The organism is Chryseobacterium nakagawai (genome assembly GCF_900637665.1).
GTDB lineage: Bacteria > Bacteroidota > Bacteroidia > Flavobacteriales > Weeksellaceae > Chryseobacterium > Chryseobacterium nakagawai.
In genome coordinates this window covers 2,476,071-2,489,994 of sequence record NZ_LR134386.1, presented here as the reverse complement: position 1 = coordinate 2,489,994, position 13,924 = coordinate 2,476,071, and the positions used below count along the sequence as shown (strand labels likewise).

The window sequence follows — 13,924 nt, the reverse complement described above, 5'->3', positions numbered from 1 at the left end:
CAAATACAACAGCATGTACGCCTCCAAAATCACATCATCCGTTGTTCATGAATACTGGAAAGATCAGTTTCAGGGCGAAGTTATCTGCAACAATCCTGGCTTCACACTATTTCTTAATGATGATCTGGAGGAAGACAGCCAGATCATGACACTGGAGTTTCCATCCGGAAACAGCTGGGCAATCATCAATTCAAAAGTTGTCACTTATCTCAACAATGTAAACCTTACCACACTTGATTTTGAAAACTTTGTTAACATTTTAAAAGGCAAAGAAATCTTTCTGTATGGAGCAGATTATATTTTTTATTTTCCTGAGGAAGAAAAAAAATATATTCTAACCCTTAATTCGCCCGAAAACACCCGTCCTTTGACGGAGAATGATACGGCTCATTTCTCTATTTTTGAATCTCTGTCCACAGAAGAAAATCTGGATGGTGCTTTTGTAGAACTAAATCACTGGAAAGTATTTGGAGTGTTTGAAGAAAATCAGCTGATTGCCGCAACAAGTATGTACCCATGGCAAGATACAAAACTATCGGATATAGGAGTTATTACATTAGATCAGTTCAGAGGAAAAGGATATGCCAAACAAGCGGTTCAGCTTATTTCCAAGGCTGCCTTAGAAGATGGTTATGAACCTCAGTACCGCTGTCAACTGGATAACGCTGCTTCTGTTGCGCTGGCTAAAAAACTTAATCTCAGTTTATTTGCCAAATGGAACTTTATTTCACCGGAATCTGTAGAAAAGTTGTAAGTCATAAAAAATATCAACTTGTCTGTTGAAGGGTATCAAAACATCATAGAAGAAAACAAGATGCATAAATCAATCTAAAGCCTATAATAACTTTTATCTTCTGGTTTCTAAACTCAATCTTCTCAAAAATCTTTGATTTATGCCATTTTCGCTCTGATTTGTGTCAGCAAAACCATATAATAACTCTCTAATTTTGTTTCCATAAATTTTAAAACAATGACAGAGAGAAATCACAACGTACAGGAAATTGATTCACTGATGCTTTTCCAATTTTATGCTGAATGGTGTTATCCATGCAAAATGATGATGCCGGTAGTGAATACTTTAAAAGTGAAACTGGAAGACTGGCTGAATGTACAGCAGGTGGATGTGGATGAACAGCAGGAACTGGCCGTTAAATATGGAATAAGATCCGTTCCTACATTTGTAGTCTTAAAAAACAACGTAGAAGTATGGCGCAGTTCAGGAGTACTTTCGGAAATGATATTAGAACAAAAACTGAACAGTTTAAGACAAATCTAAAGAAAATGAATGTGTTAGTTAATGCCATGTTACTTGGTGTGGGAGCAACCCTTTTTATGGATGGGTATGCTCTTATCATCAAAAAGATTTGGAATATTCCCTCTCTCGACTATCGTATTGTAGGGCGATGGATTGGACATTTTAAAAATGGAACCTTTAGCCATTCTACTATTATACAGGCCACTCCCATACGAGGAGAAAAAGTTCTGGGATGGCTGGCTCACTATTCCATCGGGATTGCGTTTGCCTATCTCTTACTTTTACTCTGGGGAAAAGGCTGGCTGGTGCAACCTACTGTTTTTCCACCTATATGTATTGGCCTTGCAACTACTTTAGCACCATGGTTTATAATGCAGCCTGCTTTTGGCTTTGGTATCGCAGCCTCTAAGTTATCTAACCCTACTGTTGCCAGACTACGAAGTCTGCAAGCACACCTTATTTATGGAATTGGTTTATATTTGGTGGGATTATTTATTTCAACCTTTTTCAAATAAACAAAACTGGATGAAAAAACATCGTTATGAATTACAAATTTTGAATCCAGCGTAGATTTAAAATAGATGATAAAACGGGCTTTGGTCCGTTTTTTTTGAGCATAAGCTGATAAGCTAATCAATAGCCTTGAACTTCGAATCTTACACCCAACCTACTTTCTTTCTCCAGATCAAATAGTCCTGATCCTTTCCATCAATTTCCGGAATCTCTTCTGGATCAAAAATCTGGTTAATTGCTTTTTCTGATAATGGGGATAGATTCACTTTCTCCCGTTCTCTGTTCAGGTTTTCTTTATTTACTACCGGATAAGGAATTCCTCCAGCAATAAGCTGAGTCCCATATTTTTGAGGCTTGCCTTGAAAAACCTGGATCCGATCATAGAGATAGGCTTTATTTTTGGGATTAATGTCATCATCGCTTTCCTCCATCATTTTATAATATGCCTTCATAAATTCAGGCTCACCAATAGAATGCTGAACGATAAGCCATGCGGCATCACTTCCTTTTAAGCCAACCCTTGAACGTGTTGGAAATCCTATTTTGCTGATTATTTCCCGAAGTCTTTTTGCATTGGCTTTATGAACACGCTCCATTTCCGGGTGATATCCTCCTGCTAACTTCCCTTCAGAAGATAGTTTTTCCCTTACTTCAAGATCATGCTCTGCAAGGTGTATTAATTCTTTTTCAAATTCGGATTCCATTATATTCTAAACTAAAGTTAGCTGTTTCTCAAAGCTACAAAAATAACTCTAGCGGATAAACAACTCGGGTTTTATGAAATATTTTTAACAGTCTCAAGAATAAAGCTTATTCTTTGTTCTACCGTTACTTTGGGAACTTCTATTACATGATAGCCATATTCCCGGTAGGTCTCATTCATACATTCAAAGGTATGTTCAGCCACCTCTAGAGTTTGCTTTCTTTCAGGATCGTTTTCATAGATCTCTTTCCAGGGCGGAAGGATAAAAACATTGACGTTATAATTCATTTTACAGGCAGCAATTTCCATTTCTTTGGGTACAGCAATCTTTTCCAGCTTCAGATAACCGATAGTGTCTACTATTCCCCGATCGAAAAAAACAGGATCACTCAAAGAGATTGACCTCATCTTCTCATATGCTTTTACTGAGGCTTCAAACATTAATTCAGCAAAAAGTTTTTTATCCAGCCAGGGCAATCCTTTTCCATTAGAAATTTCCTGTTCTTTAATAATTCTCCGCCCTTCTTCAGGAACAGTTATAAATCCGATGTGATGTAATCTGTTCAGTAATGTAGTTTTGCCTGCTCCCGGACCACCAGTGATGATATAGAAATTTTGAGCTGTATTATTATTCATTTTTCAAATTGTATTGGGTTTAATCATTATTAAAAATCAACATTCCATAGGGAGATAAAATCAGAAAAGAGACGCTGTCTTATAATCGTATAAGTATCAGGAATAATGAAAAAACAAAGTCAGGAATAAGTGAATGTCTGCACAGACAATAGTGATAGAAAACCAAAATGTTCTCGGAGTAATTTACGGTTCCAGTAGGAACTCAATAGAATATTGAATCTACTCTTATCCGTAAAGATAATTCATTTTTATGAAAATGAAGGCTGAAGAAGTAGTTATTCTTTAGGTGGAAATATAATTCCTGAATCCTGAATCAAGTCATATCCATACTTCATGATGGTTTCAATAACAGGAATTGCTTTTTTCCCTTTTTCCGTAAGACTGTACTCTACTTTTGGAGGAACAACAGGATATACTTCACGATGAATCATTTCCTTGCTTTCCAGCTCCCGAAGCTGGCTGGTCAGCATTTTGTCTGTGATATGAGGAATATCTTTTTTCAGTTCACTAAAGCGAAGTGGTTTTTCTTGTAACCGCCATAAAATAGGCATCTTCCAGGTACCGCCAATATGGCTTAATGCAAATTCAATAGGAGTATAATACAATCTTTTATCGTGGAAAAACTGAGGCATAAGAGTATTTTTATCGTTACACTTTCAAAAAGGTAAGTATAGAACTAAAAGGTAAGTATATAGTTTTCTGATAGTCTATTCTGCAAATTTGCACAAAAAAAAATGAAATCGAAAAGAAATCTTTATGTGCTTGCATTAGGGGTATTCGGGATTACCACTACAGAGTTTGGAGTTATTGGCGTATTACCGGAAATAGCATCTTCTTTCAATATTTCCATTGAAAAGGCTGGCTGGCTTCTGAGTGCTTTTGCTTTGATCGTAGCTGTTTTTGGGCCTTTTATGCTTGTTGCATTGTCTGCATTCAAAAGAAAAAACCTGCTGGTTTCTTCCCTGCTTATTTTTGCGGTTGCTAATATTCTTTCCGCTTATATAGAAAATTTTTATGCATTATTGGCGATTAGAATGATTCCTGCTTTTTTTCACCCCGTTTATTGGTCTATTGCTTTATCCGTTGCTGAAAAGACTTCCAATCCTTCCAATACATCAAAAGCGGTAAGTATTATTTTTTCCGGACTTACACTGGCCACTGTTTTAGGAGTGCCATTGGCCACTTTAATGTCTGATCTATTTTCCTGGCAGTCTTCCTTCTTACTTACAGCCTTCATTAATATTGTGGCATTAATCGGAGTTCAATTCTTGCTGCCGGCCATTGAAAAAGGAACTGAAACTCAGGCAACATTTGATCTTAAAATTTTTCAGAATAAAAGCCTCTGGATGGGGTTATCCATAGCATTTTTCACTATTGCCGCAATGTATTCTACCTACGGATATATGGCTGATTTTCTTAAAAATGTAACCCATATGAATGGTAAACAGATCGGTATGATGCTTTTTATGTTTGGTACAGTGGGGATTTCAGGAAATAGAATCGCAGGAAAATATATGAGCAGGTTCCCGTTTCAGACCACGTATACCTTCCTGATTTTACTGGCTGGTATCCATGTATTCATCTATTGGTATGGAAGTTTTTTTGTTCCTATGGTCTGGATTATCGGCTTTTGGGGACTGATTCATTCCGGTGGTTTTCTCATCAGCAATATCAATGTTACTTCTTCGGCTTCCGGCTCTTCAGAATTCATCAACAGTATTTTTACTTCCTGTGGAAATTTTGCAGTCACAGCCGGAACTTTATTCGGAGGTTTCTGGATTGCTCATTATGGCATTGAAAACATTATGGGATCAAGCATTTTGATTTTGATCTTTGCTTTAATAATGGTCTGCATTAAGAAAAAACTTGTGAAATAAATCACTCCCAACCTTTAAAATCTTAGTGTACTCAGCTGCCCAAAATCTTCTTTATGGTATATAGCTTCAACACTTCCGTTTTGCAGCAAAGCAATTTTATCACAGGTATGGAAAAGCGTTTCTATGATATGGGAACTTATCACCACGACTTTATTCGCCGTTTTTAATTGTCTGATGATATCATACAGAAGATGAGCACCTTCAAAATCTACCCCATTTAAACTAAAAAGAATTTCTCTCATTATCTCTAAGCCTCTTAAAATTAAATGGGTGCTATAAAATCTAAACAGCACTTTTATTTTTAGAGTTTCATTACTTCCAGCTTCCGGTCATCCTCATAAAATACAAAACCCTCGCTTTTGGCAAGGGCTTGTTTTTATATTACATTTTGGTTATCATTATGGTTCCAGCATAATTTTTTTAACTTCATCGAACTCGCTTTCAATAACCGTATCAGGTTTGTAAGTGAATAAGGAAACAATAATATTGGTCAATAAAGAAAGAATGAATCCAGGAATTATTTCATACCAGTCTTTCAACGGATGCTGAAGGTATACCCATGCCAGCACGGTGATTCCTCCCACTAACATTCCGGCCAAACCTCCCTGCCATGTTGTTTTCTTCCATAAAAGAGACAACAAAATCAACGGTCCGAATGCGGAGCCAAATCCTGCCCAGGCATTTCCTACCAGATTAAGGATACTGTCTTTAGGATTTAGTGATAAAAGAACAGCAATAATCGCTACTAATAAAACAGAAAGTCTACTCGCCATCAGAAGCTGCTTTGGTGTTGCTTTTTTATTCAGGAAAGCCTTATAAATATCCTCCGTTAATGAACTTGAAGTGACCAATAGCTGAGAAGAAATGGTACTCATTACTGCTGCAAGAATTGCTGTCAATAGGAATCCTGCAATAAACGGATGGAATAAAATACGGGAAAAATAAATAAAAATTGTTTCTGCCTCTGTCTTTGATCCGTCAAATTTCATCATCGTTTCTATGTCAAATTTTTGCAGATAAGCAATTCCTACTAAACCAATCGCTAAGGCTCCTGCCACCGTAAAAATCATCCAGGTAATTCCGATTCTTCTCGCTTTAATCAGGTCTTTTGGTTTATCAATAGCCATGAAACGAACCAAAATATGTGGTTGTCCACAATATCCTAATCCCCAAGCCAATAAAGACATAATACTCACGGTGGTGGTTCCTCTGAATAGATCCAGGTAATTTGGATCTTTAGCCTCAATCAACGATAAAGTCTCTCCTACTCCGCCAATCTGAATAATGGCAACAATAGGTACAATAACCAAAGCCAACACCATAATGGTTCCCTGTACAAAATCGGTAAGGCTTACTGCAAGGAATCCGCCTAAGAAGGTGTATAAGACCACTACCAAACTCGTCAACAGTAATCCTACGGTATAATCCATTCCGAACGCTGATTCGAAAAGCTTTCCGCCAGATACCATTCCTGCTGAAGTATAGAGGGTAAAAAACACGAGAATAAAGATAGAAGAAGTGATCTTCAGAAGATGGTTTTTATTTTTAAACCTGTTTTCAAAAAATACGGGTAATGTAATGGCATTTTGAGCCACTTCGGTATAAATTCTGAGTCTTGGTGCGACAATAATGTAATTGAGAAAAGCCCCAAGTGTTAGCCCTATCGCAATCCATGAGCTGGAAATCCCAGACAGATACATTGCTCCCGGAACTCCCATCAGCAGCCAGCCACTCATATCGGCAGCCCCTGCAGACAGCGCTGTCACAGCAGCTCCCATTTTTCGTCCTCCAATTAAAAACTCCTCCGAGTTATTTGTTGATTTTCTATAAGAATATATGCCTATACCTATCATCAATAATAGATACAACCCCACAGAAATCCCTTCATATAATTGCATATCATTTTTTTTATGAAGCCGAAGATAACCATTTTTTAAAAAATGAGAAGACTTTGCCTTCAAGCAGTATTATACACCCAATACAAAAAAACTACCCCTATATCTTAATTCTTCAGCTAACTCTTAAAAATACCATGAGTTTGTCAATGGCTTAATGGCTTTGGAATCTAAATATTTTGCCAGATAATCATTATGTATGCCTGTATAATACTTCTATCAAATATTGCTTTTTCTTATTAATACCTTATCTCATTTCACCAACTTCTGAGCTCTTCTCAGATTATCCGTTGCCTGTAAGATCTTATTTTTCAAAATAGCATTATAATTGGGGTTTTTCAGAAGAAACTGATTAACCACATCAAGTGCTTTTGGGTCCTGATAACTACTAAATGTGGAACGAAGCCAATTATCCGGGAAAAATATATCTCCTGTTTTCTGAATTTCCTGTAAAATATCCAAAGTCTTAGAAAGATAATGCACGGAAGTCTGTTGTCTTAATGGATGGTGCAGATAACTCACCGCTGAGCCCACCGCAGATTCATTGGATCTGTTCTGTTTTTGCGTAAGCCCGTTGAAAAAATCGTCACGCACTTTCTGGTCGGATGAAGCAGCTTGCATAATAATCTTAAAACGATTCACCCGATCCGGATTTTTAATTCTACCCAATTGTTCTTGCAGCAAATCATTATTATTTGAATTCCTTAATGATAAAGCAAGAGCAAGATTTGTGAAGTCTTCATCATTAAGTGATACTCCTTGTGGTGGGATCTGAGACTTCCAGATCGTGTACAGATTATCATACGCCTGCTGAGACTGGAAAATACTCTGATACCCATCAAACACAATTTTCTTATTGTTTTTTGCTGTCTGCACCTGTAACGCTTTCCATAGTTTATCTTCCATATTTCCTGATTCTTTCAGTCTGGAACTTTCAGGTAAGAAGTTCCAATAAATAGAAGAACTATATCCTGTAATTAAACGAAGGTTCAGTTCCGTAGTTTCCTTTGGCAGCTGTTCTGCAAAAAAATACAATAATTCCTGAGCCTTCACTTCTGAACCGTTCAGCATATTTTCATACAACGAAATATAGGCACTGGCACGGTTGATAGGATCTTTTACCAATGAAAAGTTTGATAGGAGCGTTTTGTCTGTCTTGAAGACTCCATACCCTATTCCCGATGAGTTTTGCAGGATAAACAGAGGTCTTATTTTTCCTTTTAATTCAGAAACATCCTGTTGCTTTCCATCCAGTTTTACATTCACTTTCTCAATTCTGTCAGTGTAAAATAAACTGATCTCAAATTCCTGAGGCCACGATTTCTGTTCTTTTCCATATTCCGGTTTTTGGGATATGGTAAAACGTTCTATTGTATTGCCTTTGTATTTTATATCATAATCGATCACTGGTCTGCCGGGATCATTCACCCATACTTTATTCCAGCTTTGTAAATCTTTGGGGGTATGATTATCCAGAATGGTAATAAGATCCGGCCAGCTAGCATTGTTGTAAGCATATTTGGCAAGGTATTCATTGACTCCTTTTCGGAAATCTTCTTCCCCGATCAGCAATTCCAATTGACGCATCATAATGGGTGCCTTATTATAAATAATTGGACCATACATCATCCCTGCATTCTGTAAGTTATCTAATACCTGTCTGATAGGATTCGCTCCCAAAGTACGGTCTACAGAATAGGCTGCCGGAAAATGGGTCGTTAAAAATTTCAGATCGTAAATGCTTTTATCTGAGGATGCTCCGGTACTTTTGTCAGCCATAAAATTAGCAAAAACCTCCTTCATCCAGACATCATTGAACCAATCCATCGTCACCATATCTCCGAACCAAAGGTGAGCCACTTCATGGGCAATCAGGTTTGAACGGTTATTCAGCTGATTTTGTGTTGCATTTTTATCTAAAAACAAGGTTGAATTTTGAAATAGTATAGCTCCGGGGTGTTCCATTCCGCCAAATTGAAAGTCTGGAATAGCTGCCATTCCATGTTTTTGAAAAGGATGTTTTATACCGGTCCATCTTTCATAATAAGCAAGAGAATTACGATAGAGTGTAAAGATAGAGTCCATACTATTTTTAATTTTCGCAGAATCCGTTTCACGGTATAAAATTCTGGAATCTTGTTGACTGATTTTCTCTGTATGGTTTTTAAAATCTCCGGCTGCAAAAGAAAACAGATACGTTGGAAGTAAATCTGATTGATTAAAGCGTAGTGTTTTCTGCCCTTGTTGTACAAAAGTATCTTCCAATTTTCCGTTGGATATGGCACTCCATTTTTCAGGCATGGTTAAAGTGAGAGAATAATTAGCTTTCAGATTGGGCTGATCGAAACATGGAAACATGGTTCTGGCACGATCAGGTACAAATAAGGCATACAAATATCCATCGCGTCTGTTTAATGCTCCATTTCCAGCCAGAAAATTGAAATTAATCTGGTTGGAACCTGACTTAAGGTATTTGGCATCAATCACCACATGTTCGTTTTCAAGAACAGGCTTTATCGTGTGGCCATTCACCGATACTGATAAAAGCGAAGCAGGGTCTTCTTTAAAATCTATTAACAATGACGTTTCATCCTTTTTTTTATAGTTAAAAGTAAGAACTTCAGTTCCGGAAATCCTTTCCGATTTGCTTTCAGGAATTTTCAGACTGAGTTCATATTTAATCTCACTTAATGTACTTTTTCTAAACTGAGCCAATTCATACGATACTCCGGATTCAATTTTAGATAATGATTTCGTTTGTGCATGATACCCACTATTAAAAACGACAAGAAATAATGCTAATAGACGTACTTTTTTCATACATCAAATATAAGAATTGGAATCTAAGGGGAAAATTCCAATTATAAATTATACCTGTAAAATTTAAGGTTACTTTTTATTACAAACAAAAAACTATCTATAATGAGTAATCATGTAAACATTTATTAATGTGCATCCGCTGATGCGAGCTTCTAGCTCGTGCTTTTTGTCATTATTATAGTTTACATCTATTTCCAATATCTCCTGATAATCATCACAATAATTTCTAGCACTGCTATACTTCCATTCCCATGGGTCTATGACAAACCCACTTTTAACAGGATTTTGATGAATATAATTCAATTTCTGCTCAAATACTTTGAGAGACCATATTTCTATTGGTTTATTATGCTGTTGCCAAAACTGATATTTTTTAACGTTTGAATTTCTCTTTCCTGCTTTCTCAAACATCTATAACAAACCAATCTTTTCTACTTTCCTGAGTATTTTCTTCAATAGCTTCTAATAATTTTCTTGCTATGAAACCTTTAAAATCTCTTATCAATTCTGAAGGTTCACCCTTCTCTGAACGAAAAAGCAAATGAATGTGATTCGGCATGATACAATATCCGAAAATGGACATCCCTTTATTCTTTCTACAATAATCCAAAGCATTAATGACAAAATACTCCATTCTGGTAAAAACATCAATCCAGAATGCCGTAGCAAAGCTTATAAAATAAGCACCATCTTTTTCATGAAAATAGTATTCTTTCATATAAGCAGTTTATTTTCCAACAAAAACATACAAATATCCCTATTAATAAATGCTTTACAAAGAAGTCAGCCTTGTTAATTTTTCATCTATTTATATTAATTCCAGATAAACGAAATTATTTTCACTTACTATCATAAATTATTAATAATTTAGCGGGATAATTTAAAACGAATGGGCATACTCCTTAAACCAATTGATATTGTAGATGACATTTCACAGGAAGATTTCCGTGAGAAATATCTTAAGCCTCGCAAGCCAGTGGTAATCAAAAATATGGCAAGAAATTGGCCTGCATATCAAAAATGGACAATGGAGTACATGAAGGAAGTGGTTGGCGATGTTGTTGTACCTTTATATGACAGTGCTAAAGCGGATCCTGCAGCTCCCATTAACACTCCGACCACCAAAATGCCTTTTGGTGAATACGTAGATCTGATCCAGCGAGAACCTACGGATCTGAGAATCTTCTTTTTTGATCCTATTAAGTTTGCTCCTAAATTGTTGGATGATTATATCCCACCTAAAAACCTAATGGGGGGATTCCTTGATAAATACCCGAGCATGTTCTTCGGTGGTAAAGGTTCTGTAACGTTCCTTCATTATGATATTGATATGCCGCATATCTTCCATACTCATTTCAACGGAAGAAAGCATGTTCTTCTCTTCGAATATAAGTGGAAAACCCGTTTGTATAAGCTTCCTTATGCAACGTATGCTCTGGAAGATTATGATATTTCCAACCCTGATTTTGAAAAATTCCCGGCACTGGATGGGATCGAAGGAATAGAATGTTATCTTGAGCATGGAGATACCCTGTTTATGCCTACCGGTTGGTGGCACTGGATGAAATACCTGGATGGTTCTTTCTCTCTTTCGCTTCGTGCATGGGATAAAAGCTGGTCTGTAAAGGCTCATTCTTTATGGAACCTTGCTGTTCAACGTAATTTTGATAATTTCATGAAAGGAAGGTATAAAAAAAGATACATGGATTGGAAGGAAAGAAAATCTGTTGAAAGAGCCAATATAGCTCTGAAGAAGGGACTTCCGAAATAAATTACCTCTTACTTCACTGGTTTTATGCGATATGCAATTTAAAAATGATTAAATTGCATAGTGAACCCGTTCCCTTAATACTTGTGTATGTTCGAAAAATTGATTGACAGTTTCGAGAAGCTATGTCTTCAGATCATTATTGAAATATTGCTGGTGCCGGTAACTATTTTTAAATTGTTTCAGGATCCCCGCCGTTGCTATGATCTGTCCGTTCATGAGATGGAGAAAGAAGAAACCGAACGATTTCACGACTATCTTTCTCCTATCAAGCTCTCTGTATATACTTCAGTGATTGTATCAGTCCTGTTAATGGATTATGGCGGAGAACAAAATTTCCTTTCACAGATCAAGGGATTAAGTATGGTAGAAAAAGCCTTATTTATATTCCTGATGAACAATTTTACAGCTGTGATGTTTAGTGTAATATTGTTGTGGTATAAAAAAGAAAAAGTGAATACTGTAGCTTTCCGTACCTTACTCTTTTCTTTTATCTATACTACAGTTTACACTTCTACTCCATTTTTTATACTGATTCTTTCTACTATGTTCTTGGGACATACTATCAATGTACAGTCTTACATAGATCATCTGGATAAATTATCATTGTCTGGAGATTACAGTTCCAGAGAATACACATTTTTTGTCATTTTCATACTCTTTTCTGTTATAGGAGTGATTGGATTGTTTAAACTATTCAAAGCCCTTCATTATATCCTGAAAGAAAATTTCCGCTATCATCCTTATGTAGTATGGTTCTTTACCTTATTGTTTTTTCTCATACAGCTTTATTATGCAAAAGGCTTTGTATAAATAACTATTTATAAAAAACAATGCCAAGCATATTAATGCTATTTCATTTAAAACCTGCACTTTACCTATTAAATTCTTAATATAATTACTTTATTTTTTTTATATTTCATAGGAATATTGATGTTTTTTTAACAAACATACCAGTCTGTTCATATTTTGTTTAAATTTGTGAAAAACATAACCAATGTCCAAACCTCGTGAAAGAATATTAAGTACCACCCTGCTTCTGTTTCATAAGCAAGGTTTTAACAGTACCGGCATTAATCAGATCATTGAAGAAGCCAATGTTTCAAAGGCAAGCTTCTATCAGCATTTTAAGTCAAAAGATGAGCTGTGTATTGAATTCCTCAACAAAAGATATGATTATTGGGTCTCGGAACTGAAAAAGTTCATCTCCGGAGCTTTAGGCTCTGAAGAAAAGATTCTGAAATCTTTTGATTTTCTGATGTATATGAATGAAAAAGAAAATTTCAGAGGCTGCAGTTTCTGGAATATCTTATCTGAAATACCTGCTGATAAAGAGGAAATCCATTCCGTTCTCCGCTATCATAAGAATAAGCTGAGAATCTTCTTCAATGATGAAATGAAGGATGAAAAGATAGCAGCCCATATCTATCTCCTTTTTGAAAGCTCAATACTTACCAGCCAGCTCTATAGGTCCAATGAGTTTATTGAAACCTCTAAAACTATTATTAAAAATATACTTCATTCCTCACACTAAGGAAAGATTAAACATACTCAAATAAAAAACAATTAAAAAAACTATGCAAAACTCTACTTTTGTGCAGAAGACTCATTCTGCAGTGTTCAGGCTATGCCTCATCGGAAGTATTTCCATCTCTTCATTATTTTATTCTCAGGCCGGTAGAATCGGGATAAACACCCCAGATCCAAAAGCTACACTGGATATTACCGCTAAAACAAATGGAAGTTCACAGGCTGAAGGGCTTATGATTCCCAGGCTTACCGGAGATCAGATTCAAACGATGACGGCAAGCATCCAGTCCGGAAGTGAATCTCTAATGATTTACGCTACTGCCACACCAGCTTCCCCTACTTCAAAAGTAGCCAAGATCACCCAACCCGGTTATTATTTCTGGAACGGAACCAGCTGGGAAAGTATGGGAGTTAATTCTAATATTTACACTTCAGATGGAGCTATTACAACCGCTTTGGCTTCAAGAAATGTAGATCTGAACGGTAAAAACCTTGTCTTTTCCGGCATTGGCAGTGTAGGGATTGGAACGGCTCCTTCAGCCACTGCAAAACTGGATGTTGCCGGAACGGTAAAAGCAAGCGCTATAGATTATAATTCTGATGAAAGATTAAAACAAAATATTACCGAAATAAAGTCTTCCCAAGAAATTATCAGTAAGCTAAAACCTGTTTCTTATTTCTGGAATGAAACCGGAAAAAAGAAAGGCGGAAATGCTCAGCTTCAGTATGGTCTTGTTGCTCAGGAAGTAGAGAAAGTACTGCCCAACATCGTAAGTACCGATAATGATGGATATAAATCTGTCAATTATAATGAATTGATTCCCCTTTTATTACAAACGGTTCAGGAACAGGGAAAAAAAATAGAAGAATTACAAAAAGCATTGCAACACCTGAAAAAATCCAAATAATCTTCATGACGGATTGCCT

General features: G+C 36.3%; 14 protein-coding genes and 1 pseudogene. 8 read left to right on the top strand and 7 right to left on the bottom strand.

The window, feature by feature from the left end; translation table 11 throughout:
• Nucleotides 1-13 precede the first annotated feature (13 nt).
• From EL260_RS11335 to EL260_RS11325, 3 genes are all read left to right on the top strand, one after another.
• Entirely contained in the window at nucleotides 14-754 is a 741-nt protein-coding gene (locus tag EL260_RS11335; RefSeq protein ID WP_123860379.1) for a GNAT family N-acetyltransferase, read from the top strand.
• A 216-nt stretch (nucleotides 755-970) separates the two neighbouring features.
• Nucleotides 971-1,276 (top strand): thioredoxin family protein, encoded by a 306-nt coding sequence (locus tag EL260_RS11330; protein ID WP_123860378.1) that lies wholly within the window; start codon nucleotides 971-973, stop codon nucleotides 1,274-1,276.
• A 5-nt stretch (nucleotides 1,277-1,281) separates the two neighbouring features.
• Entirely contained in the window at nucleotides 1,282-1,770 is a 489-nt protein-coding gene (locus EL260_RS11325) for a DUF2938 domain-containing protein (RefSeq protein WP_123860377.1), read from the top strand.
• Between the two features lie 141 nt (nucleotides 1,771-1,911).
• On the opposite strand, the gene EL260_RS11320 is transcribed toward EL260_RS11325, so the two are convergent.
• The 3 genes from EL260_RS11320 to EL260_RS11310 form a co-directional block, all read right to left on the bottom strand.
• Nucleotides 1,912-2,472, bottom strand: coding sequence for a DUF6624 domain-containing protein (locus EL260_RS11320; protein WP_123860376.1), 561 nt, complete (start codon nucleotides 2,470-2,472; stop codon nucleotides 1,912-1,914).
• Nucleotides 2,473-2,543: 71 nt separating this feature from the next.
• On the bottom strand, nucleotides 2,544-3,107 hold the full coding sequence (locus EL260_RS11315) for an AAA family ATPase (protein ID WP_123860375.1): 564 nt from the start codon (nucleotides 3,105-3,107) through the stop codon (nucleotides 2,544-2,546).
• 275 nt (nucleotides 3,108-3,382) lie between these two features.
• Complete coding sequence (locus EL260_RS11310) at nucleotides 3,383-3,739, bottom strand: winged helix-turn-helix transcriptional regulator (RefSeq protein ID WP_123860374.1); 357 nt, start codon at nucleotides 3,737-3,739, stop codon at nucleotides 3,383-3,385.
• Between the two features lie 102 nt (nucleotides 3,740-3,841).
• Between EL260_RS11310 and EL260_RS11305 the strand changes: the two genes are divergently transcribed.
• Nucleotides 3,842-4,984 (top strand): MFS transporter, encoded by a 1,143-nt coding sequence (locus tag EL260_RS11305; protein WP_123860373.1) that lies wholly within the window; start codon nucleotides 3,842-3,844, stop codon nucleotides 4,982-4,984.
• A 14-nt stretch (nucleotides 4,985-4,998) separates the two neighbouring features.
• On the opposite strand, the gene EL260_RS11300 is transcribed toward EL260_RS11305, so the two are convergent.
• The 4 genes and pseudogenes from EL260_RS11300 to EL260_RS11285 form a co-directional block, all read right to left on the bottom strand.
• Nucleotides 4,999-5,226, bottom strand: coding sequence for an ATP-binding cassette domain-containing protein (locus EL260_RS11300; protein ID WP_123860372.1), 228 nt, complete (start codon nucleotides 5,224-5,226; stop codon nucleotides 4,999-5,001).
• Between the two features lie 156 nt (nucleotides 5,227-5,382).
• The gene (gene putP / locus EL260_RS11295) at nucleotides 5,383-6,882 is read right to left on the bottom strand and encodes a sodium/proline symporter PutP (protein ID WP_123860371.1); all 1,500 of its coding nucleotides are present in this window, start codon (nucleotides 6,880-6,882) and stop codon (nucleotides 5,383-5,385) included.
• Nucleotides 6,883-7,131: 249 nt separating this feature from the next.
• Nucleotides 7,132-9,699, bottom strand: a complete 2,568-nt coding sequence (locus tag EL260_RS11290) for a M1 family metallopeptidase (RefSeq protein WP_123860370.1) — start codon at nucleotides 9,697-9,699, stop codon at nucleotides 7,132-7,134.
• 180 nt (nucleotides 9,700-9,879) lie between these two features.
• Nucleotides 9,880-10,417 (bottom strand): annotated as a pseudogene (locus EL260_RS11285) (REP-associated tyrosine transposase); the annotation flags it as partial.
• A 171-nt stretch (nucleotides 10,418-10,588) separates the two neighbouring features.
• On the opposite strand from EL260_RS11285, the gene EL260_RS11280 reads away from it, so the two are divergent.
• The 4 genes from EL260_RS11280 to EL260_RS11265 all read left to right on the top strand — a co-directional run bounded on the left by EL260_RS11280 (nucleotide 10,589) and on the right by EL260_RS11265 (nucleotide 13,905).
• Entirely contained in the window at nucleotides 10,589-11,470 is an 882-nt protein-coding gene (locus EL260_RS11280) for a cupin-like domain-containing protein (protein WP_123860369.1), read from the top strand.
• A gap of 87 nt (nucleotides 11,471-11,557) precedes the next feature.
• Nucleotides 11,558-12,280 carry a hypothetical protein gene (locus tag EL260_RS11275; RefSeq protein ID WP_123860368.1) on the top strand — a complete coding sequence of 241 codons (723 nt, stop codon included), beginning with the start codon at nucleotides 11,558-11,560 and terminating at the stop codon, nucleotides 12,278-12,280.
• A gap of 184 nt (nucleotides 12,281-12,464) precedes the next feature.
• A complete protein-coding gene (locus tag EL260_RS11270) occupies nucleotides 12,465-13,001 on the top strand; it encodes a TetR/AcrR family transcriptional regulator (protein ID WP_123860367.1) in 537 nt (178 codons plus the stop codon).
• A gap of 61 nt (nucleotides 13,002-13,062) precedes the next feature.
• A complete protein-coding gene (locus tag EL260_RS11265) occupies nucleotides 13,063-13,905 on the top strand; it encodes a tail fiber domain-containing protein (protein WP_164466633.1) in 843 nt (280 codons plus the stop codon).
• Nucleotides 13,906-13,924: the final 19 nt, after the last annotated feature.

What these genes read in the sequence shown, in the direction of transcription:
- EL260_RS11335 (WP_123860379.1), top strand. Translation starts at nt 14, where the DNA reads ATGTACGCCTCCAAAATCACATCATCCGTTGTTCATGAATACTGGAAA.
- EL260_RS11330 (WP_123860378.1), top strand. Translation starts at nt 971, where the DNA reads ATGACAGAGAGAAATCACAACGTACAGGAAATTGATTCACTGATGCTT.
- EL260_RS11325 (WP_123860377.1), top strand. Translation starts at nt 1,282, where the DNA reads ATGAATGTGTTAGTTAATGCCATGTTACTTGGTGTGGGAGCAACCCTT.
- EL260_RS11320 (WP_123860376.1), bottom strand. Translation starts at nt 2,472, where the DNA reads ATGGAATCCGAATTTGAAAAAGAATTAATACACCTTGCAGAGCATGAT.
- EL260_RS11315 (WP_123860375.1), bottom strand. Translation starts at nt 3,107, where the DNA reads ATGAATAATAATACAGCTCAAAATTTCTATATCATCACTGGTGGTCCG.
- EL260_RS11310 (WP_123860374.1), bottom strand. Translation starts at nt 3,739, where the DNA reads ATGCCTCAGTTTTTCCACGATAAAAGATTGTATTATACTCCTATTGAA.
- EL260_RS11305 (WP_123860373.1), top strand. Translation starts at nt 3,842, where the DNA reads ATGAAATCGAAAAGAAATCTTTATGTGCTTGCATTAGGGGTATTCGGG.
- EL260_RS11300 (WP_123860372.1), bottom strand. Translation starts at nt 5,226, where the DNA reads ATGAGAGAAATTCTTTTTAGTTTAAATGGGGTAGATTTTGAAGGTGCT.
- putP (WP_123860371.1), bottom strand. Translation starts at nt 6,882, where the DNA reads ATGCAATTATATGAAGGGATTTCTGTGGGGTTGTATCTATTATTGATG.
- EL260_RS11290 (WP_123860370.1), bottom strand. Translation starts at nt 9,699, where the DNA reads ATGAAAAAAGTACGTCTATTAGCATTATTTCTTGTCGTTTTTAATAGT.
- EL260_RS11280 (WP_123860369.1), top strand. Translation starts at nt 10,589, where the DNA reads ATGGGCATACTCCTTAAACCAATTGATATTGTAGATGACATTTCACAG.
- EL260_RS11275 (WP_123860368.1), top strand. Translation starts at nt 11,558, where the DNA reads ATGTTCGAAAAATTGATTGACAGTTTCGAGAAGCTATGTCTTCAGATC.
- EL260_RS11270 (WP_123860367.1), top strand. Translation starts at nt 12,465, where the DNA reads ATGTCCAAACCTCGTGAAAGAATATTAAGTACCACCCTGCTTCTGTTT.